21 protein-coding genes and 1 pseudogene are annotated in these 17,911 nt (G+C 65.6%); 12 read left to right on the plus strand and 10 right to left on the minus strand.

Translation table 11 applies throughout. The features are described 5' to 3' along the window. Window positions 1-31: 31 nt before the first annotated feature. The 4 genes from G3T14_RS20750 to G3T14_RS20765 all read right to left on the minus strand — a co-directional run bounded on the left by G3T14_RS20750 (window position 32) and on the right by G3T14_RS20765 (window position 3,875). A complete protein-coding gene (locus G3T14_RS20750) occupies window positions 32-673 on the minus strand; it encodes a Gfo/Idh/MocA family oxidoreductase (protein WP_163644435.1) in 642 nt (213 codons plus the stop codon). 154 nt (window positions 674-827) lie between these two features. Continuing rightward, on the minus strand, window positions 828-1,298 hold the full coding sequence (locus G3T14_RS20755; protein ID WP_163644436.1) for a c-type cytochrome: 471 nt from the start codon (window positions 1,296-1,298) through the stop codon (window positions 828-830). Continuing rightward, on the minus strand, window positions 1,298-2,134 hold the full coding sequence (locus G3T14_RS20760; protein WP_163644437.1) for a substrate-binding domain-containing protein: 837 nt from the start codon (window positions 2,132-2,134) through the stop codon (window positions 1,298-1,300). The genes G3T14_RS20755 and G3T14_RS20760 overlap by 1 nt, the downstream gene beginning before the upstream one ends. After that, on the minus strand, window positions 2,115-3,875 hold the full coding sequence (locus G3T14_RS20765) for a methanol/ethanol family PQQ-dependent dehydrogenase (RefSeq protein WP_163644438.1): 1,761 nt from the start codon (window positions 3,873-3,875) through the stop codon (window positions 2,115-2,117). Before G3T14_RS20765 ends, G3T14_RS20760 begins: the two co-directional genes overlap by 20 nt. A 97-nt stretch (window positions 3,876-3,972) precedes the next feature. Here G3T14_RS20765 and G3T14_RS20770 point away from each other — a divergent pair, with 97 nt between their 5' ends. The 3 genes and pseudogenes from G3T14_RS20770 to G3T14_RS20780 all read left to right on the plus strand — a co-directional run. Beyond that, window positions 3,973-4,119 (plus strand): hypothetical protein, encoded by a 147-nt coding sequence (locus G3T14_RS20770; protein WP_163644439.1) that lies wholly within the window; start codon window positions 3,973-3,975, stop codon window positions 4,117-4,119. 442 nt (window positions 4,120-4,561) lie between these two features. Continuing rightward, window positions 4,562-5,209, plus strand: coding sequence for an Asp/Glu racemase (locus G3T14_RS20775; protein ID WP_163644440.1), 648 nt, complete (start codon window positions 4,562-4,564; stop codon window positions 5,207-5,209). 14 nt (window positions 5,210-5,223) lie between these two features. Then, a pseudogene (locus tag G3T14_RS20780) lies at window positions 5,224-6,027 on the plus strand (MFS transporter); the annotation flags it as partial. A gap of 13 nt (window positions 6,028-6,040) precedes the next feature. Here the strand turns inward: G3T14_RS20780 and G3T14_RS20785 are convergent. The 4 genes from G3T14_RS20785 to G3T14_RS20800 form a co-directional block, all read right to left on the minus strand. Next, window positions 6,041-6,547 carry a DNA-binding protein gene (locus G3T14_RS20785; RefSeq protein WP_163644441.1) on the minus strand — a complete coding sequence of 169 codons (507 nt, stop codon included), beginning with the start codon at window positions 6,545-6,547 and terminating at the stop codon, window positions 6,041-6,043. Window positions 6,548-6,777: 230 nt separating this feature from the next. Beyond that, window positions 6,778-7,572, minus strand: a complete 795-nt coding sequence (locus tag G3T14_RS20790) for an ImmA/IrrE family metallo-endopeptidase (RefSeq protein ID WP_348645316.1) — start codon at window positions 7,570-7,572, stop codon at window positions 6,778-6,780. After that, entirely contained in the window at window positions 7,569-7,967 is a 399-nt protein-coding gene (locus G3T14_RS20795; RefSeq protein WP_163644442.1) for a hypothetical protein, read from the minus strand. The genes G3T14_RS20790 and G3T14_RS20795 overlap by 4 nt, the downstream gene beginning before the upstream one ends. A 14-nt stretch (window positions 7,968-7,981) precedes the next feature. Beyond that, window positions 7,982-8,608, minus strand: coding sequence for a hypothetical protein (locus tag G3T14_RS20800; RefSeq protein WP_163644443.1), 627 nt, complete (start codon window positions 8,606-8,608; stop codon window positions 7,982-7,984). Window positions 8,609-8,785: 177 nt separating this feature from the next. On the opposite strand from G3T14_RS20800, the gene G3T14_RS20805 reads away from it, so the two are divergent. From G3T14_RS20805 to G3T14_RS20815, 3 genes are all read left to right on the plus strand, one after another. Continuing rightward, window positions 8,786-9,754, plus strand: a complete 969-nt coding sequence (locus G3T14_RS20805; RefSeq protein WP_163644444.1) for a hypothetical protein — start codon at window positions 8,786-8,788, stop codon at window positions 9,752-9,754. A 1-nt stretch (window position 9,755) separates the two neighbouring features. After that, the gene (locus tag G3T14_RS20810; protein ID WP_163644445.1) at window positions 9,756-10,367 is read left to right on the plus strand and encodes a hypothetical protein; all 612 of its coding nucleotides are present in this window, start codon (window positions 9,756-9,758) and stop codon (window positions 10,365-10,367) included. A gap of 83 nt (window positions 10,368-10,450) precedes the next feature. Beyond that, on the plus strand, window positions 10,451-11,332 hold the full coding sequence (locus tag G3T14_RS20815; protein WP_163644446.1) for a hypothetical protein: 882 nt from the start codon (window positions 10,451-10,453) through the stop codon (window positions 11,330-11,332). 65 nt (window positions 11,333-11,397) lie between these two features. On the opposite strand, the gene G3T14_RS20820 is transcribed toward G3T14_RS20815, so the two are convergent. Continuing rightward, window positions 11,398-12,090, minus strand: coding sequence for a DNA-binding protein (locus G3T14_RS20820; protein WP_163644447.1), 693 nt, complete (start codon window positions 12,088-12,090; stop codon window positions 11,398-11,400). A gap of 520 nt (window positions 12,091-12,610) precedes the next feature. Here G3T14_RS20820 and G3T14_RS20825 point away from each other — a divergent pair. The 6 genes from G3T14_RS20825 to G3T14_RS20850 all read left to right on the plus strand — a co-directional run bounded on the left by G3T14_RS20825 (window position 12,611) and on the right by G3T14_RS20850 (window position 17,482). Further along, window positions 12,611-12,823: a hypothetical protein gene (locus tag G3T14_RS20825; RefSeq protein ID WP_163644448.1), complete on the plus strand. Its 213-nt coding sequence runs from the start codon at window positions 12,611-12,613 to the stop codon at window positions 12,821-12,823. Window positions 12,824-13,002: 179 nt separating this feature from the next. Continuing rightward, a complete protein-coding gene (locus G3T14_RS20830; protein ID WP_163644449.1) occupies window positions 13,003-13,944 on the plus strand; it encodes a hypothetical protein in 942 nt (313 codons plus the stop codon). Continuing rightward, entirely contained in the window at window positions 13,860-15,032 is a 1,173-nt protein-coding gene (locus G3T14_RS20835) for an AAA family ATPase (protein WP_163644450.1), read from the plus strand. Before G3T14_RS20830 ends, G3T14_RS20835 begins: the two co-directional genes overlap by 85 nt. A gap of 61 nt (window positions 15,033-15,093) precedes the next feature. Continuing rightward, window positions 15,094-15,264: a hypothetical protein gene (locus G3T14_RS20840; protein ID WP_163644451.1), complete on the plus strand. Its 171-nt coding sequence runs from the start codon at window positions 15,094-15,096 to the stop codon at window positions 15,262-15,264. 636 nt (window positions 15,265-15,900) lie between these two features. Then, window positions 15,901-16,677 (plus strand): hypothetical protein, encoded by a 777-nt coding sequence (locus tag G3T14_RS20845; protein WP_163644452.1) that lies wholly within the window; start codon window positions 15,901-15,903, stop codon window positions 16,675-16,677. A 13-nt stretch (window positions 16,678-16,690) separates the two neighbouring features. Beyond that, window positions 16,691-17,482 (plus strand): hypothetical protein, encoded by a 792-nt coding sequence (locus tag G3T14_RS20850; protein WP_163644453.1) that lies wholly within the window; start codon window positions 16,691-16,693, stop codon window positions 17,480-17,482. A 36-nt stretch (window positions 17,483-17,518) separates the two neighbouring features. On the opposite strand, the gene G3T14_RS20855 is transcribed toward G3T14_RS20850, so the two are convergent. Then, the coding region (locus G3T14_RS20855; protein WP_163644454.1) for an integrase core domain-containing protein at window positions 17,519-17,911 on the minus strand (393 nt) is incomplete at its 5' end.

The raw sequence follows: 17,911 nt of genomic DNA on the forward strand, positions 1-17,911 counted from the left end.
CCCAGATCACCGCGCCGCCTGACCGCCTCCGTCACCCAAAATCCCGCATAGCTCCCGTCAGGTCGGCGATGCCGCCGAGAAGGGCGACCGCTAGGTCCAGGGTGTGAGCCGCCTGGATGGTCACGACGGTCACGCCGCTCGCCGGATCCTCGGTGTATGCGACAGCCGGCGCGGTGTTCGGTCCGAAGCCCACGGTCGTCGAGAGGATGCTCGCGGTCAGCGGGCGGCCGATGGCCCCGGCTGCCAGGAGTTCGCGAGCGCGGCCGACGGCAGGATTTGCACGTGCCTGCAGGCCGACGGCGGCACACACCCCGGCCTCCCGCGCCGCCTGCGCCAGGGTCCGGCTTTCCCCTACATCGAGTCCGAGCGGGTACTCGCAATAGACGTGCTTGCCCGCCGCCAAGGCGGGCAGGAGGAGCTCGCGATGGGCCGGCAACGTGACGGCGACCGTGATCAGGTCGATGTCGGGATCCCGGAACAGCTCCACGGGGTTGCCGTAAGCCTTCTCGACACCGAACCGGTCGGCGGCCGCATCCGCGGACCGTTGTGTCCGTCCCGCGACTGCCGCGAGTTCGAGCCCCGCCAGGGCCCGAATGGCCGGAACGTGGGATTCCCGTGCCCAGCCACCTTCCGGGCTGGCACCGATCAAGCCCACGCGCAAAACGCTCGCCATCGGTTATGACCCCCATCGACCGTGGGCGACGCAAGGATGCGCGTCGCCATGTCGGGTGAAGCCTCGCTACTTGGCCACCCGGGTGGTGCGGGTCCCAGACGATTGCCAAACCCCTCACCGCAAGTCCCGACAGGGCCGCTCGGCGGCCACGAACCTATAGCGGGGGTGCGATGCCGCCAGGCTTGCTGAGTGACTTCACGTAGGCTGCGATCTGCCACATCTGCTCGTCGGGGATCTTACCCCGCCAGGGCGGCATGCCGTTCGGCCGGCCCTCGTAGAGCGTGGCGACGATGTTCTCCATCGAGCCGCCGTAGATCCACTTCGTGTCCGACAGGGCGGGACCGAACCCGCCGCCGCCACCGGCATGACAGCCGCTGCAGTTGAAAGCCGAGAACAGGGCCTTGCCGTAGGCGATCGCGTCGGGGTCGTTCTCGTACTTTTTCGCCCGCTCGTGGCCGGTGGTCGGGATGACCGATCCGCCGGGGCGCTGCGGCGAAAGAACGACCTCGGGCTCTCCCGCGGAAGCGACGGTGCCGTCGGCGGCAAACGCCGAGCGGAGGGGCGGGTAGCTGACCAAAGCCACGGCCAGAGCCGTCGCGGAGAGGCCCGTGAGAACCTTTTTCATCACTGCACCTTTGCGGATGTCGGGTCGTCGAGGCGGGGAAGCCGGTAATCGGCGAGGATCGCGTCGATCTCCGGTCTGTGGCGACGCAGGGCGCCGCCGATCTCCTGGGCGAAGGCCCCTTCGTCGTCGTCGCGGCGAACGGCCATCGCGATGTCGAACGCCATCGGCAGGCGCGCGCCATCGAAGGGAGGGGTGACGAGCGTCACGCGGAGCGGCGGGACCTGACGGCTCGCGAAGTAGCCGGCCAGGGGCCCCCATACGAGGGCGACATCGATCTCGCCCTGCGCCACCGCCTCCACGATCTCGGAGGGCGGATGAGGTTTTCCGTAGTCACCGTAGAGCCCGTAGCCACGGACATTGGCGACGATGCCCCGTCGGCTGAGCGCATGGGCGGGCGGGGCGTTGTAGCCGTTGTCGCCCACCATCTGCACGCCGATGCGAAGGTCGCGAAGACGCGGATCGTCGAAGGACGAGATTGCCGGTGCGCCGGCCTTCGTCACGAACGCGTAGGCCGACCGGTAGAGCGGCGTGGTCGGACGGGTCAGCTCGGTACCGACCGGCAGGCCCGGCACGAGGTCGCAAAGCTCGGCGTTCAGGGTGTTGCGAAGGAAGCCCCGACGCTGCGCCCACCAGGTGTAGGTCACGGTGGCGCCGAGGTCGCGCGCCACGACGTCGACGATCTTGTTCTCGAAGCCCTCGCCGGCCCTGTTCGAGAACGGAAGGTTGTTCGGATCGGCGCAGACGCGCAGGTCGCGGGCCCCGGCGGACCCGGCAATCGTCCCGAGGACGACGGCCAGGCCGGCTACGGCGCCGCGACTACGGAAGCTTGAAGACATACAGCGTGCCTCCGGCCGTGGTCACCTTCGGCAGGTCGCGCATCGCGGCCACGAACCCCAAGGCCGCCGAACCGTCGTTGGGATCGAGCCCCCCCGCGACGATGGCGCCGGCCCAACCGCCGACCCCGTCGAGCACCGACACGTACTGGTGCCCGTCCGGACCCTTCCACGTCGTGGGCTGTCCAATGATCCCCGAGCCGGTCTTGAACTTCCAGAGCTCCTTGCCGGAGCCGGAATCCACGGCCTTGAACCAGCCGTCCATGGTTCCGTAGAAGACGACGTCACCGGCCGTGGCGACCGCGCCGCCCCAGACCGGGAACGTCTCCGGAATGTTCCAGGCGACGGACCCGTCGGTGACGTTCCAGGCAGTGAATGCGCCGCGATGCCCACCGGGGCCCGGCTTCATGTTGACCTCGGCGCCGACATACGGCGTGCCCTCGATGTAGCCCACCTCAGAGAGGCGCTCGTCGAAGCAGAGATTGTTGTGCGGCAGGTATAGGAAGCCGGTCTTTGGGGAGAAGGACGACGGGCTCCAGTCCTTGGCCCCGGGAGGCGCGGGACAGATGTCGCGAGTCACCTTGTCGACTTTGGGAAGCTTGGCAGAATTGTCCCTCAGGATACCGGTCTTGAGGTCGACGCCGAAATTCGTGTTCGTGTAGTGGTAGACGCCCGCCGACAGGACCTCTCCGTTGGTGCGGTCGATCATGTAGACGAGGCCGTTGCGGTCGGGGTGGACCAGGACCTTGCGTGGCTTGCCCTCCCAGGTGACGTCGAGGAGCACGTTCTCGTTGATGCCGTCGTGGTCGTAATAGTCGTGCGGGCTGTACTGGTAGAACCACCGCGCTTCCCCGGTCTCCAGGTCGCGCGCGAAGATCCCGGCGGTGAACTTGTTGGCGCCCGGCCGCTGCTCGTGGTTCCACGGCCCCGGGTTGGACGTGCCGTAATAGACCAGCTTCAGCTCGGGATCGTATGACACCCAGCCCCAGACCGCGCCGCCGCCCTGCTTCCACATGTCGGGTGGCCAGGTCGTGACCCCGAGGTCCTTGCCCTTGTCGGTGTCGTAGAACGGCTTGTAGCGCGGCCCGATCTTCACGTCCGCGTCCGGGCCCGTCGTATAGGCCCGCCAGACCAGCTTGCCGGTCTTGAGGTCGAGCGCGGAGGACCAGCCACGAACCCCAAGCTCTCCGCCGGAGTTGCCGACGATGACCTTGTCGCCCGCCACGAGCGGGGCCATCGTCATTGTCTCGCCCTTGTTGATGTCGCCCAGCTTGGTCTGCCAGACGAGCGTGCCGGTCCTCGCGTCGATGGCGACCGTCGTGTTGTCGAGGGTATTGTAGATGATCTTGCCGTCGGCGTAGGTCGGGCCACGATTGATCACATCGCAGCACGCCACGCCCTGCGCCGCCGTCGCGGGCGCCGGATTGTACTTCCACTTCATGGGAAAGCCCGGCTTCGTCAGATCGAGGGCGTAGAGGACGTTCGGAAACGACGAGACGACGTAGAGCATGTCCCCGACGACGATGGGGGCCGATTCCTGCCCGCGGCTGGTCCCGACCGAGAAGGTCGAGGCGACCTGCAGGTCCTTGACGTTGTCGCGATTGATCTCGGCGAGGCCGCTGTAGCGCGTGGAGGCCAGGTTCTTCGCCGGCATCGTCCATTGGCCGTCCTCCGGCTGATCGGCGAATGACGGGACGGTCGGCTTCGACGCGCTTTCGCGGCGCGCGTTGAACGTAGGCTTCATCCCGTCGAGCGGTTTCGCGCCTAATACCGAGAGCGGTGCGGTCTCATCCCCCCGGGCTATCACTTGCGCGGACGCGGCTCCCCCGCAGAACAGCGAGATGACCGATGCCGTAGCGATCAAATGGCGCATGTATGTCCCAGTTCATTTTATCGGTGGCCCGGAAACGCTAGCCGAAACACATATCGAAGCGCCGACCGGTGGGCATGACCATCATACGGAGCGCGCGCTCGATGATCTTGGTTGAGGCGAAATGATGTCGCGTATCCAACACTTGGAAACGACATCGAGCGTCATGGAAATCGCGGTTATAATTCGCCGAATAAGCCATTCACGCAGATGGCGAAGAGATGTATGTTTCTCCACGCCGCAGCTCGAACTCCAAGAAAACGTAGAAACGATATCTTATCAGATGGCGGGGGTTGCGCATCCGTCAATTTTGCGTAGCCGCTTTTCAAATCTGATTGTATCAGCAAATAGAGATCTTTCTATTTTAGGATTTATATTGCCATTTGGTTCGGATCGGACCTTCGTGAGAGCCTCGATCACCTCCGGCAGGCGCGATACGCATCGGAACCAACCTATCCATGCGGTGATCATCCCCGTCTCGGAGAGCTAATTGGGGAAATCTGGCACTTGGTACCCGCTCCGAACGTTCGAGTTAGTGGGGGCAGAGCGAAACACATTGCATGGTCCGGATCGCCTGCCTTCATACGGCCGAGAGTAACATCGCCGTCTTCGATGTCGCCCTGCACACGACGGGATTCGCGGGCGTGGAACTGCATCACGAGGTGCGGGCGGACCTTCTTGCGGCGGCGAAGCGGGAGGGGAGGCTTACGCCCGAGATCGCCGCCCGGACTGCCGAGGTGCTGCGAGGTCTGTGTGTCGAGGCTGACGTCGTACTCCTGACCTGTTCCACGCTGGGACCGGCCGCCGAGTCCGCCGCCGTCGATGCCCCCGTTCCCATTATGCGGGTCGATGCTGCGCTGGCCGCTGAGGCGGTCAAAGGCGGAGGCAGGGTCGTCGCTCTCTGCGCCGTCGAGACGACCGTGGAGCCGACAAGGCTTCTGTTCGAGGCCGCAGCGCGGGCGACCGGAGCAGAGGTGGTCGTGAGGGTGGTTCCTGGCGCTTGGGAGGCGTTCAAAGCCGGTGAGCGGGATACCTACCTCACCATGATTGCCGATGCCGCCAACGAGGCTGCGCAGGCAGGCGCTGAGCGGGTTGCGCTGGCACAGGCTTCCATGGCTGGAGCCTGCGACCTGATCCACTCGGGCATACGCCCCCTCAACAGTCCGGTGACGGGCCTTGCGGCCGCAGCGAAAGCCGCCGCCCGGTAGAGGGTCACAACGGAGCGGAAGCCGCCCTGGTGGTCTCCGTGACCTTGCCGGCGGCGACCCGATCCGAACGGCAAGGCGGCATCTACGACCGCACGACGCGGGGCCTGCGGATCTACCTAGCGACCCCGCGCCTACGCGGATTACTCGCCATGAACCTCGCGGTCGCCGCCGCCGGGGCCATGGTCATCGTCAACACCGTGGTTATCGTCCAGGCCCTGCTCGGACGCCCGCAGAACGATGTCGCCATCGCGCTGGGATGCTTCGGCGGCGGCTCGATGATCGCGGCCCTGATCCTGCCCCGGGTGCTCGACCGCCTGTCCGACCGCGGCGTCATGCTGCCGTCCGCGGCCTTCCTCGGCGTCTTCCTCGTCGGGGTCGCGGCCCTGACCTGGGGCGGGGCCATCGGCTGGCCGATGCTGCTTAGGACATGGCTCGCCCTCGGGATCGGCTACTCCGCCGCCCAGACCCCGACCGGACGCCTGCTGCGTCGTTCGGCGAGCCCTGAGGACCGCCCGGCGGTGTTCGCCGCGCAGTTCGCGCTCTCGCACGCGTCATGGCTCGTGACCTACCCGTTGGCGGGCTGGCTCGGAGCCACCGTCGGTATGCCGACGACCCTTGCGGTGCTCGGCGCGATGACCGTCGCGGGCGTGGCCGTGGCCGCCCTGCTGTGGCCCGCCTCCGATCCGGACGTCGTGGCGCATGCCCACGGCGACCTCGATCCGTCCCATCCACACGTCCGGGGGATCGAGCACGGCCGACACCAGCACGCCTTCGTCATCGACGATTTGCATCGGCAATGGCCCGCCAGGGCGGGGTGAGCCTTTTCGGACCTCAGCCCAATTTGCGAGCGTAGCCCCCGTCCTCCAATCGCAAAAAGCATTTCCCGTGGGTGATCCGGACCTCCATCTTCCTCCGAAGGATGGCCGGGGTCAGCGGTTCCTTGTACTGGACCGCCCCGTGAAGGGTCTCCGCGCGGAGCTCCTGCAGAATTTTGTCCGCGGTCATGGTGCCGGTGGCGGGCAGGATCTCGAAGATCTCCCGCATGACGTGGTCCCAGAACTTTTCCGTGCTGGAGCGGTCGGGCTGGCTCTCGACCTTGGTCTGGCGAGCGACTTTGCGTGAGTTCTCAGCCTCGGCATCCTCGACCTCCCCGGGGACGTCCGTAGGTGCGAGCCCCGGGCCGTATCCTCGCTGTTCCCGCCAGGCTCGAAGGTGCTTGCCGACCTCGCGGATAGAGCCTGACATCGCCAACCTTTTCAGGACCGCGCGCAGGCTGGGTCGCTCGCCCCTGGCGATCATGGCATCGGCGACGATGAAGACGGCGGCTTCGGATGGCATGGTCGCTCCCGGCGAGATGGGGGAGCATGGCCCGGGGGTGGTTAAGCACCCGTCTCGGCGGGGGCGTTCGAAGGCGGCCTCGCGACCGCGAACGAGCGGTATCGGCTATTGCTCCCCGCTACCCGTTCGTAGCCGCAGCATGATTTGGTCTTAGGACACGCCTCCCCGGCCTTACCTCCCGGCACCGGCCAGGGCAGAGGCGCGGCTCCTAGAGGGCATTTTGCCATTCATCAGGCACGTCGGGACGTATCCGCATCACCGACCATCTTCGGATCGATCAACAGCAGCACGGTCATGACCTCGCTGTTCGGCAGGGCGTAGGACTGCTCCAGAAGTTCGTGTCGTTGGGCTTCCGCGCGGTCGAACCAGGCATCCGCCCCGATCCGACGCGGGAAGCCTTCTTCCGGACCCGCCCCAAACAGAAGTGCGAAGGCACAGCTTTCGGGGTCGAGTTCGTCCTTCGGAAACCATCGCGGAGGGACGCTGGCCGACGCCTGGAACCAACGTCTGCCCTTGAGGCCGTGGCACACGATCATCAAGGGGTAGCGGTCCGACTCGATGATCTTGATGAGGGTCGCGGTGAGGCTGGCATCGAACGCGGTGGCGACCTCGCGAACGGCTTTCAGCGTGGGCTTCGTCACGCCTCGAAGCATCGGATCGAGCAGGTAACGGGGAAGCAGCAGGTCGGACGCGTAGTCGTTCGCGACGCGCTCCGGGTCCGTCGGCTGTCGCCGTGAAGCCCCGATGTCTTCCGTGCGACAGATCAGGCACCGTCCGCGGTGGTGGTGCCAATGACCGAGTTCATGCGCCACCGAGAAACGTTGGCGTTTAGGGGTGACGCGGGTGTCAACGGTAATGATCGCCCGATCCTCGCGGCCGACGATGCGAGCCTCGCAGGAGTGGAGTTCCCGGTACCGCACCTTGGCGCCGAGCATCCAGGCGATGGCCTCGACATCGATCTCGCCGGGGCGTTCGATGCCACACCGTTGCAGGAGCCGCTCGGGAAGGGTCAGGCGGCGGCTCACCGTTCGCCCCGGTCCTCGTCGTCCCAGGCTTCGAGTTCCGCGAGGTCCTCCTCAATGCCGGGACGGTCGGCCTCGTAGTCGGCGCCCCCGCTGCGGGCGGCCATCGTCAGCTTCTGGTCGAGTGTCCGGTCCTGCGCGCGTGCGGCCTTCAGGGCTGTCGCCCCACGCGCCTGATCGAGGGAGACGACCACAGGCCGGGCGCGGTCGATTACGAGGGAGGCCTTCGCATCCGCCATTCTACCCTTGCCGGCCTTGATGCGCGCGGTGGTGATTTCCTGTCTCAGGGCATCGATCTTCCCTGGCGCGATCCCAGCGAGGATGACGTCGTCCGGCGTCGAGAGGATCTCGGCGAGTACGAGATCGTCGAGGCGCGAAAGCTTTTCCCTGTCATCCATGGCGCCGCCCCCGCTCATACCGAGACCCCGTTCGGGAAGGTGGCGTCCAGCCGTCGGGCCAACCGCTTCCTGACCGCCGCGAGTCCCTTTGTATCCTTGTCCAACAAGTCTTCGAGTTCCTTACCGCGCAATCCGTCGAACACCCCCTCGGCGAGGAGCTGCAACTCTTCGTCGCCGTCTATGCACGCAAGGGCCTTCGCCAACGCGTCCCCGTGGTAGCGACGAGAGAGGGCCGCCTCCTCGGGTGAGGGCGCTTCGAAGGCAGGCTCCGGCACGCCGTTCGCGCCGTAGGCCTCCACGTAGACGACCTCTAGGGCTCCGTTCTCCCGCGCCTTCTTACGTGACCGGTAACCGTCCGAGGCGATGCTCTTCATGATGCCGGCGAGGAAGTCGACCATTCCTGTGCCGACCTTGCAGGAGCGCGTCCCGAAGGCACGCGCGTAGGCTTCCTGGCGAAGGTCCTCCGGCTGCATCGCGCATCTTGGCGCGAAATAGCGAGAGATGTCCTCGATCCGCGCCAACTCGGCGGGAGAGAGCTGCCCAACGGCGTCGATGATCTCATCCGGCGCGTAGCGGGGTACGTCCGCCCCGTCGTCGGCCTGCGCCCCCGGTCCCATCAGCCCCCCTTGGGCCTTCCTCATCTTATGCGCGGGACCGGCGATCCTCGGACAGAAAAACTTTCTGTGTCCGAATCCGTCGCGGGCTCCGCAGATCCAAGCATGGCAGCTTCCCTGGCCGGTGCCAATCAAGGCGGCGGGGCATCGGAGGCGACGACGTAGGCACGCCACCCGGTCACGGGAGGCCATGAGGAGAGGTACATGTTCGACACCCGCTCGATCAACGAAGCAGCTATCGCCAAGGAGCGCACACGGTCATCCTGGAACGACCGTCTCTGGCATTGGGAGCGGCCCCCGAGCGATAGCGAGGAGACGAAGATCCAGAGGGCCGCCGAGGTGGCCAGGCTAGTCGTCGACGGCAATGCGACCTTGCGCGCGGAAGGCGTCCAGATCCGGCCGCAGGGGAGCTACTACAATAACACGAACGTGCGCCTGGAAGCCGACATGGACTTAAGGGTTCAGCTTCCCGGCATCATCATCGTTTATGCGGAAGGGGTGGACCGCCAACGCGCCGACGGCGCCCTCGGCTATCGCCGGACGGACCGGTCGTTGAGTGAGATCGCCGGTTCGGTGCGGGACGCCCTGGCGTTGGACTGCCGCCGTCGGTTCGGTGCAGGGAACGTCAGCGTGGGCAAGAAGGCCGTCACGGTGGACGGCCTGAGCGGCAGCCGCGCCGACGTGGATCTCGTCCCCGCCTTTTGCCTGCACCACGTCGAAGACGACGGCTGCGGCGGCTACAGCTATCGCGAAGGCGTCGCTATCCTCTCCGCCGATGGCACTCGGACCTTCAATTTCCCGGATCAGCACCACGAGAACGGGAAGGCGAAGCGAAGCCGCACTCAGCACCGCTTCAAGAAGGTCGTGCGGATGCTCAAGCGGCTGAACTACGAGCTCTGCGACCAGGGTGCGATCCCGAAGCGTGTTCCCTCGTTCCTCGTGGAATGTCTCGTCTATGTCGTGGAGGACTGGCACTTCCTCGTCGACGAGGACCGCTACACCCGTCTGGTGCGGATACTTCGGCGCCTCCAGGTGCGGCTCGGCGATGCGACCTGGACGGAAACGGCCACCGAAGTGAACGAGATCAAGTTCCTTTTCCGTCAGGCCCAGGCCTGGAGCCTCGAAGATGCGAAGGGCTTCGTGGACGCTTCGCTCGTGCGCCTGGGAGCTTGAGATGTGGGCCCTTTTGACGCGAGCCCGACAGGTTCAGATCCTCGTCACCCTCACCATCCTTGCCGTTCTCACGGTCCAAGGCGTCAGCGAGTGGTGGACCGGGCTTGCCATGTCGATGCCCAAGTCCATCTCGACGGTGATATTCATCGTCGGCACGGTCTTCGTTCTCATCGCGAACTGGACGTGGCGCACGGTGTGGCGCTGGCTGCCCTTCCTCGACAAGGTCTTCTTCCCGGACCTGAACGGCACTTGGACGGGAACCCTCCAGACGACGTGGAAGGACCCCGCAACCGGGGTGACGCCCGGACCGATCCCGACCACGGTTACGATCCGGCAGGGGCTTTTCGACATCAGCATCAAGCAGGTGACGGGTGAGTCGACCTCCCATTCCAAGAGGGTCATCGCCGAGGCCGATCCGAACGCGGACCGATACGGGTTGTGGTACAGCTACGATAACAGGCCGAAGGCCGAGTTCCATTACCGCTCAACCCAGCACGAAGGCGTCGCGTGGCTGGAGATCAGCCTGGCGGATGCCCCTGACATCTTGACCGGGCAATACTACACGGCACGTCGCACGAACGGCGACATGACCCTGACGCGTACGCGGCAATGAAGCTTATGCCATCGCTCCGAGTTCGACGACCTTCCTTCGCCCCTGGCCGAGGGGCGTCTCGACACGCGAGAAGTCTTGAAGCCGTGCACCATTCGATCATCCTGAAGGTCCAGTCCGATGCGCACGACCGCAACGTTCCACTGGCCAGCATCCTGAGCCGGGCGCGTATCGCGGCCAAGCGTCTGGCGCTGCCGGGCGTGCCGGACTGGTTGGACAACGAGAGCGACGGGTACCCGGACGGCGTCGGGCTGCCGTCCTATCGTATCGTTTCGGGCCATCACGAGTTCTTCAACCCCGCGCATGGTTGCTGGCGCCCGTTGATCCACGAGGATGGGCCGCCGCTCCTTCCCCTCAGGCAGTCGGTCTACGACCTAGAAGAGCTCGTGGCGAATTCGCCAGCCGGCTTCCTGAGCAGTCCGTCAGGCCCCGTCAATCTTTCGTCCTACGGCAGCACCCTGACCTTCGCATCCCGGTATCGCATCCAGAACATGGATGTGCTGCGTGCCCTCAGCAGCGTTCGTCGCCTGATCCTCGATTGGACGATAGCCCTCGAAAGCGCCGGCGTGCTCGGGGACGGAACATCATTCACCGCGTCGGAACGGACGGAGGCCTACACAGTGACCCAAAACTTCATCGCGCAGAACCAGTCCATCGGCGTCGCCGGCAACGTCTCGGGCGGCACGAACACGATAGCCGTCAGCCAGGCGTCAGAGGGCGGCATGGACGTGCGCAAGGTCCGCGACTTCCTCTCGGAGACCGGAGGCCTTCTGGGACACCTGCCCGCTTCAATCAGGGAGGAGATGCGTGAGGCTGTCTCCGAGGCCCAGGTCGAGGCCGGCAGGTCGAACCCCGACGAGCGCAAGGTCGGGAAGTCGCTGGCCGTCATCAAGGATTTGGGTATGCGCGCGGGCGGCAGCGTGATCGCCAGCGGCATCGTCGCGGGGGTGCACGCCTTGCTTGGTTGAGGTCGAGGCCAGCGACACCGTCATAGTGGCCTCAATCCACCCAAAGCGACGTCAAAGGCGCAGCGTCATCCCTGCCTGCGACGGTACCACCGGCTACCGTCCTCGCGATCCTCGCTCTCGAAGTATTTCGTGTGCGTCACGCGGACGCCCATCTTCTTGTTGAGCCGCCCCCGCGTCAGGTCGTCCCCGCGGGTGATGGCCTCCCGGGCGAGCGATGGGGGCAGCAGCCTAAGCACCTGCCTGTCGACCACCCAGCCACCCTCGGGGAGAACGTCCGCGATCTCGCGCATTACCCGGTCCCAGAACTCCTCGGCCACCAGATCACTCACCCGCTCGCGCAGGGCCGCCATCTCGACCTCCATCGCCGCCATGCGTGACTTCAGCGTCTCGTTCTCCCGGACGGCAACCTCCGTGTTCACGAAGGCCTCGTCCATCAGCTCGCGAGCCTTCCGGCCCTCGATCTCGACCTTCAGCCGGTCATCCTCGTACCGAAGCGAGGCCTCCGCGAGCGCCGTCTCCCAGACCCGATCAACGAAGGCCACGAGCTCGCCCTGAAGGCGCTCCGGCAGCCCCTTCGCCTCAAGCCGCGGCCGGTAGTCCCGTGCGACCTTCCATGACAGCAGGTGCGGCCCGACCTGACGCGTCGATCCACCCCGCCCGCGCTTCTGTAAGACGGCTATCACACGCGCCTGGGTGACCCTCTCCTTCGTCTGGTGGACCTCCTCGGCCGCCAGCCAGACTTGTTTTTCCGATGGCATTCCGGCCCCCTCGCGGTCCGGGGAACCATGCGGAATCATGGTCAAGGATTCCTTAATTCGGGGGAAGCGGACAGGGGGAAGCGCATCCCGCTTTCCGCGTTCCTACGAGTCGCATTCCATGCGCCTCGACCGGGTCTCCCAGCCCAATCCGGACGGGGCGAGACCGGACCTCTCGATGCGAGCCAACCCTGAACCGTAGCGTCCCTGCATGCGGCCCCGTGCAGGTCGGCGTCCACGGGATCCACAGCCCGGCGTTATGAAGGCTTTCGAAGATCAGTTTAAGCTTGCCCGAACACTTTCGCGTTCCTATGTTGTTCTCGCCCCAACAAGGGGTTGGCCCGAAGCTCATTGCGGCCCTGCCCGTGAGCCAACCCGAGGAGGACGCGTTCATGCATGCCGACCGTCGCCTCATAGCCATGACGCGCATGCCCGCCCTGGGCAGCCACCCGCTTCCCTTCTCCTTCGAAGAGGCCTGACCGGCGCGATTGCGCCCGCTCGCCTCCGTCCCGAGGCGAGCGTCATGTCCGACACCCCGACGAAGCCCCCGCATTCCTATCCGTCATTCGAGGACCCGCCGCCGCGCGCGATCAGCACGGACGCCCTGCTCGGCAAGGTGATCCGGCGTCTGGTCGAGGATGGGTCACGCCGCGAGGAAGACCTAAGCGGCACAATGAAGGCCGTCCTCGCGATGTTGGATCACCGCATGACCACGGCTTCCAAGCCCTCGCGCTGATCACCGCGGCCCCCCTTCACCAATCAAGCGAAGCCCACACCGATCATGGGCGGACCCACCCACGGAGACTCCCGATGAAACCTCGAAAGCCAACCCACCGTCACCTTTCTCGACCACCCCCACGAGGCCAGACCGGCGCGCTCGATTGAGCCCGGCTGCCTCGCGACGGAGGCAGCCCCATGACGACTTCGAACAAGACCTCGACCAAGTCCGCCCGGAAGGCCAAGTCCGCGCTCAAGCGCCGGAAGGCCACCGCCGACACCCTGCACGACTTCCTCGATGACCTCCCGGACAACCGGCGTCCCATCGACCTGATGGAACCGGAAATCAGACCCTCGCGCTTCCACCTCGCCCTCCACGCCCTGAACGAGTCCCTGACGAAGGATGACCGGCTTCGGATGCTGCGCACCGGCGGTGCCGGGGTCGTCATCGAGGTGCCCTCCGCGGACTGGGTTCATGCGATCCGCACTGCCGCAGAGACCCTGACACGCTTCGTCCACGTCTGTGCCAGGGACGGTAAGGCAAGGAGCACCGACAAGGCTGACCATGGCAACACGGAGATCGGGGATTTCCTCGGCGCCGGAGGCCGGGTACTCGGGATCTCGCAGGCGCCGGAGCGGTACCTGCCGTCGGCGCTGATCGCGGCCGCCGACGTGCGGATCAAGATCGATCCCCCGTCCAACCGCGTCATCCGCCGGGCCATCCTAAGCGTCACTGGGCACAAGGCCGGTCGTATGCCCCGGGACGTCGCGCAGGCTCTCACGTTCGATGTCCTCGCCGCCTCCCTGCGTAAGGGGACGTCGGCAGGGGCATGCGTCCGTCGCCTCGTCGCGGCCTCCCGGGCCAACGCCGCCATCAATCCGGACCTGGCGGACGTCCCGACGCTTTCCGAGATCCACGGCTACGGACAGGCGGGCGAGTATGCCCAAAGGCTCGCCCATCAATTTTCGGAATGGAAGGCAGGACGCGCCGAGTGGACTACAGTCGATAGATCAGTTTTGCTTGGAGGTGAACCCGGTACGGGCAAGACCACCTGGTGCGCAGCATCGCCAAGACACTCAACATCCCGATCATCGAGACATCGGTGGCCCTGTGGTTCTCGCAAACCAATGGCTACCTAAATGAGATCATTAAGGAGGTGGAAAGGGTGTTCACGTCCGCATCGCAAATGGGACCTGTGCTCGTATTTATCGATGAATTCGACAGTTTGCCCTCCCGAGCTAGCCTCGGATCTCGTAATAGAGACTACTGGGTTCCGCTCATCAATTTTTGCCTTACCACTTTCGAGGCAGCGATTGCTGGAAATACTGGAAACATTATCTTGATCGGCGCCAGCAATTTTCCCGAGAACATCGATCCGGCGCTGCTTCGGCCCGGCCGCCTCGGACGGGTCATCACCATCTCGCGGCCGGATGCCAAGGGCTTGGCCGGCATCCTCAGGCAACACCTCGGACCAGACGTCCTCGACGGCGCCGACCTCTCCGTGCCGGCGACCCTGGGCGTTGGGGCGACCGGGGCGCAGGCCACCGCCTGGGTCGCCGGAGCCGAGCGTCGGGCGCGGGATGCGGGACGACCCATGCGGCTCGACGACCTCATCCGACAGATCGCTCCGCCCGATCCCCGATCCCACGCCGAGATCCTCGCTGCCTCGTTCCATGAGGCATCTCACGCTGTTGCAGTTCATCTGCTCGGCGTGGGCGAGATCGTCTCCCTGTCGAACGTCCTCATCGGCGGCCAGGGCGGGCTGACCAAGACCAAGCTCAACCAGGGAACAACCATGACGCGGGCCTACGTCGAGGCCTACGTGGTCTCCGTCCTGGCGGGGAGGGCCGGGGATCAAGTCTTCGGCGAGGTCAATTCGGGCAGCGGCGGCGCCTATGCCAGCGACCTCGGCATGGCGACGACAATGCTCAGCGCGGTGCATTGCTCCCTCGGCCTGGGCGGAACGCTCGTCCATCTCGCATCGGAAGGGGAGGCCCGGGAATTCCTCAGGCATGACCTCGATCTCAGGCGTCGGGTCGAAAACGACCTGAACCGCCTTTTCAAGGCCGCCGTTTCGTTCGTCGAGGCCCATCGAAGCACCATCGAAACTCTCGCCCGGCGGCTCGTGGAAGCCCGCATCATGCCCGGAGACGAGGTCCGGCGCGTGATCGCCCAGGCCGGGGCGCGCCCCGACATCCTCGCCACCCTGGGAGGCCATGATGGGTGAGGCCGATCACACCGAGCTTGTCGCCGAAATCCTCCGCAGACTCCTTCGGACCCGCCTCATTTTGAGTGAGGATGAGTTCGATCATCTGGCCGGCGAGATCATGATCTCGATGGGGGTCGCCGCCATGCGCAAGGCCGAGGGGCAGGCCTTGCGGCGCCAGGCCATCCGCGGGTCGGACCGCACCGGTAAGGTCATCGTCTTCCCGGATCGTGGGACGCAGGACTCGCGATGACGCCGTCGTCAAAAACTTTGAGGCCGGAATCGTGAAAACGCGAAATAAGGCGCTACTGCACCATCGCCCGTAAGCCTCCGTTAGGAGATCGCGGGCTAAAAGGATCCTGCGCAAAGCTGTGCGCGACGGCCGCCCGGCGGCCCAAGACAGAGGAGGCAGCGATGATCAATGACTTCGCGAAAGCCCCTCTCAGCCTCGGCATCCTGACGTCGTCGATATTAGAGATATCCTCGACCGTTCGCTGAGTGCCGGTGCGTTGCACGCCTGATCACCCACTCGACCGTCATGCCCCCTCCGAAAGCCGCCTAGCGGCGACATCCGGGGACGGCGCGACCAGCGCGGCGCGGATACCTCGGTATCCGCTCGCGCCCTGAAGGTGGCCACCTTCGATCCGCCCCTCTCCATGCTGCCTCGAACACCACCCCGCACTGCCGTCGCCCACCTCCGAAGCGCGGCAGCGGCACATCCCTCGATCCAAGCAGGCTCCAGCCATGACTGCATTCTTAGCCAGCCGAATAGCGAAACCGCGCCGCGCCGCAGAGCGCCAGGAAGCGTTCGTGCGCCTCGCAACGACATCCCCCAGAATTCGCCGGTCGCGTCCCGATGCGACGGGCCCCCCACCCCCGGGAGGCCGCCATGAAGACCAAGTTCTTTGACCAATCCACGGATGAGAAGTTCGACCTGGAGACGGCCCTCCTCGATGCGAGGACCGGTATCAAGATCGACGTCGCGGTGCGCGGCGGCCCGGTCCGTCTCATCATCAATGGTCGGCACCATAAGCCGACTGGCCGTTACGCCAGCCGCAAGGCCGGCCGCTCCCTGCCATGGGAAGCGACGGGGGAGCTCACATACTTCTGGCTTTGCGAAGCCGATGCCGAGGTGGCTGATTACCTCAGCCAGCCGCATCGCCTCACGCTGCGCCTCCCCGATGGAGACAGCGCCGTCTACTACCCCGACATCCGACGGGATCTCGTCGACGGCTCGGTCCAGATCATCGAGATCAAGAAGCACGAGAACGAAGTCGGGCGAAGCGCCGATTACGCGCTCAAGCTCGAACTCGCCAGGCTCGCCTATGAGGGACTTGGATGGACCTTCGACATCTTCGTCGAAGACGACTTCAAGAACACCCGCGAAGTCTGGACCGCCGAGGCCATCCAACGCCACCGGACCGTGCGCGTGACCGGCGCCGAGGGTTACGCCCTGATCGAGGCGCTCGACCGGGGAGGGGGCGTGCTTCCCCTCGCCAAGGCCTCTGAAGCGCTCGGTGGCGGCCCCGTCGGCGATGCCAAGCTCTACGCGGCCATCGTCATGCGCCTCGCTTGGGTGGACCTGACAGCAGCGCTCAATCCGAACACGCCCGTTCGGCTTGCACCGGAAGCGGTTTCGACCCTTCCGCCCACCCGTCTTCGCTGAGGAGGCGGTCGCGATGCTCAAGAATAAGTACGTCCTCCACGAGGAGTGGGATCTCCCGGAGGGCCGCTTCGTGCTCACGAAGCAGCTCACCGACGACCGCCTTCTCTTCAAGAGCGTGGACCTTTCCGCCGACGAGATCCTCACGGAAGAGGAGTTGGAACGCCTGCTCGCGTTCGGCGAGGCACGCCGCATCCGGCGTAGCCTTGATCGGAGGGGCCAAGCGAACCGCTACGACCGGGTCGACGAGGTTGGGCCGGACGGTGCCTCCGACGAGGCCCGGTCGCGCCGGTTCTACTGCCGCAAGTTCGACGAGCTACCCAGTTCCCTGGGCGAAAAGGGGCTCCGTGAGTTCATCGACATGCACTCTTCGGAAGCCAAGCGTCGCGGCATCGAGTGGGTCCCGAGCGCATCCGCGCTTTACCGCGCCGTGACCGAACGCGGCGTGATGAACAACCGTCCGCTCAAGGTCATGGAGAGCCTGTCCGGAAAGGTGAAGCGGAACCGCTGGCCCGCAGCCGTCACCGAGATGCTGGAGCGTGCCGTTGGCTGGTTCTACTCTCTGCGCACCCGCGACAAGGGGGATGCCTACGCCTGGCTCCGAGCCTTCATCAAGCGTGCCAATCGCCTCGGACGCGTCCGGTACGAGGGAACGTGGCGGGATCTGCCTATCCCCAGCTACGAGACCCTTCGCACCCGGATCAACGCGGCCGAGAACGAGGAGACGCTGGCGGCGAAGTTCAACGCCACCGTCGCCCGCAGGAGCAGGCGGGGCGTTCGTCCCACCATCCAGGCGAAGGCGATCTGAACCGCCCCGGGTTTCCCGGAGGCCATTTGGTTTGGGTCAGGCGGCCAAGGCTTGGACTTCGGCCTGGGCATAGTAGCGCGCTTCGGCCTCGGCGGGAGGGATATTCCCGATCGGTTCGAGCAGGCGGCGGGTGTTGAACCAGTCGACCCATTCGAGGGTGGCGAACTCGACGGCCTCGAAAGACCGCCACGGGCCGCGTCGATGGATCACCTCGGCTTTGAACAGGCCGTTGATCGTCTCCGCGAGGGCATTATCGTAGGAGTCGCCAACGCTGCCGACGGATGGCTCGACACCAGCCTGGGCGAGCCGCTCGGTGTAGCGCAGCGCAAGGTATTGCGAGCCCCTGTCGCTGTGGTGCACGAGCCCGCCGCCCTGGACGGGACGACGCTCGTGCAGGGCTTGCTCCAAGGCATCCAGCACGAAGGCAGC

Origin of the sequence: Methylobacterium sp. BTF04, from assembly GCF_010692745.1 — a bacterium.
In the GTDB taxonomy this organism is placed as follows: Bacteria; Pseudomonadota; Alphaproteobacteria; order Rhizobiales; family Beijerinckiaceae; genus Methylobacterium.

Excerpts from the sequence above, each read along its gene's own strand:
- G3T14_RS20750 (WP_163644435.1), bottom strand. The coding sequence starts at position 673 with ATGGCGAGCGTTTTGCGCGTGGGCTTGATCGGTGCCAGCCCGGAAGGT.
- G3T14_RS20755 (WP_163644436.1), bottom strand. The coding sequence starts at position 1,298 with ATGAAAAAGGTTCTCACGGGCCTCTCCGCGACGGCTCTGGCCGTGGCT.
- G3T14_RS20760 (WP_163644437.1), bottom strand. The coding sequence starts at position 2,134 with ATGTCTTCAAGCTTCCGTAGTCGCGGCGCCGTAGCCGGCCTGGCCGTC.
- G3T14_RS20765 (WP_163644438.1), bottom strand. The coding sequence starts at position 3,875 with ATGAAGCCTACGTTCAACGCGCGCCGCGAAAGCGCGTCGAAGCCGACC.
- G3T14_RS20770 (WP_163644439.1), top strand. The coding sequence starts at position 3,973 with ATGACCGATGCCGTAGCGATCAAATGGCGCATGTATGTCCCAGTTCAT.
- G3T14_RS20775 (WP_163644440.1), top strand. The coding sequence starts at position 4,562 with ATGGTCCGGATCGCCTGCCTTCATACGGCCGAGAGTAACATCGCCGTC.
- G3T14_RS20785 (WP_163644441.1), bottom strand. The coding sequence starts at position 6,547 with ATGCCATCCGAAGCCGCCGTCTTCATCGTCGCCGATGCCATGATCGCC.
- G3T14_RS20795 (WP_163644442.1), bottom strand. The coding sequence starts at position 7,967 with ATGGATGACAGGGAAAAGCTTTCGCGCCTCGACGATCTCGTACTCGCC.
- G3T14_RS20800 (WP_163644443.1), bottom strand. The coding sequence starts at position 8,608 with ATGAGGAAGGCCCAAGGGGGGCTGATGGGACCGGGGGCGCAGGCCGAC.
- G3T14_RS20805 (WP_163644444.1), top strand. The coding sequence starts at position 8,786 with ATGTTCGACACCCGCTCGATCAACGAAGCAGCTATCGCCAAGGAGCGC.
- G3T14_RS20810 (WP_163644445.1), top strand. The coding sequence starts at position 9,756 with ATGTGGGCCCTTTTGACGCGAGCCCGACAGGTTCAGATCCTCGTCACC.
- G3T14_RS20820 (WP_163644447.1), bottom strand. The coding sequence starts at position 12,090 with ATGCCATCGGAAAAACAAGTCTGGCTGGCGGCCGAGGAGGTCCACCAG.
- G3T14_RS20825 (WP_163644448.1), top strand. The coding sequence starts at position 12,611 with ATGTCCGACACCCCGACGAAGCCCCCGCATTCCTATCCGTCATTCGAG.
- G3T14_RS20830 (WP_163644449.1), top strand. The coding sequence starts at position 13,003 with ATGACGACTTCGAACAAGACCTCGACCAAGTCCGCCCGGAAGGCCAAG.
- G3T14_RS20845 (WP_163644452.1), top strand. The coding sequence starts at position 15,901 with ATGAAGACCAAGTTCTTTGACCAATCCACGGATGAGAAGTTCGACCTG.
- G3T14_RS20850 (WP_163644453.1), top strand. The coding sequence starts at position 16,691 with ATGCTCAAGAATAAGTACGTCCTCCACGAGGAGTGGGATCTCCCGGAG.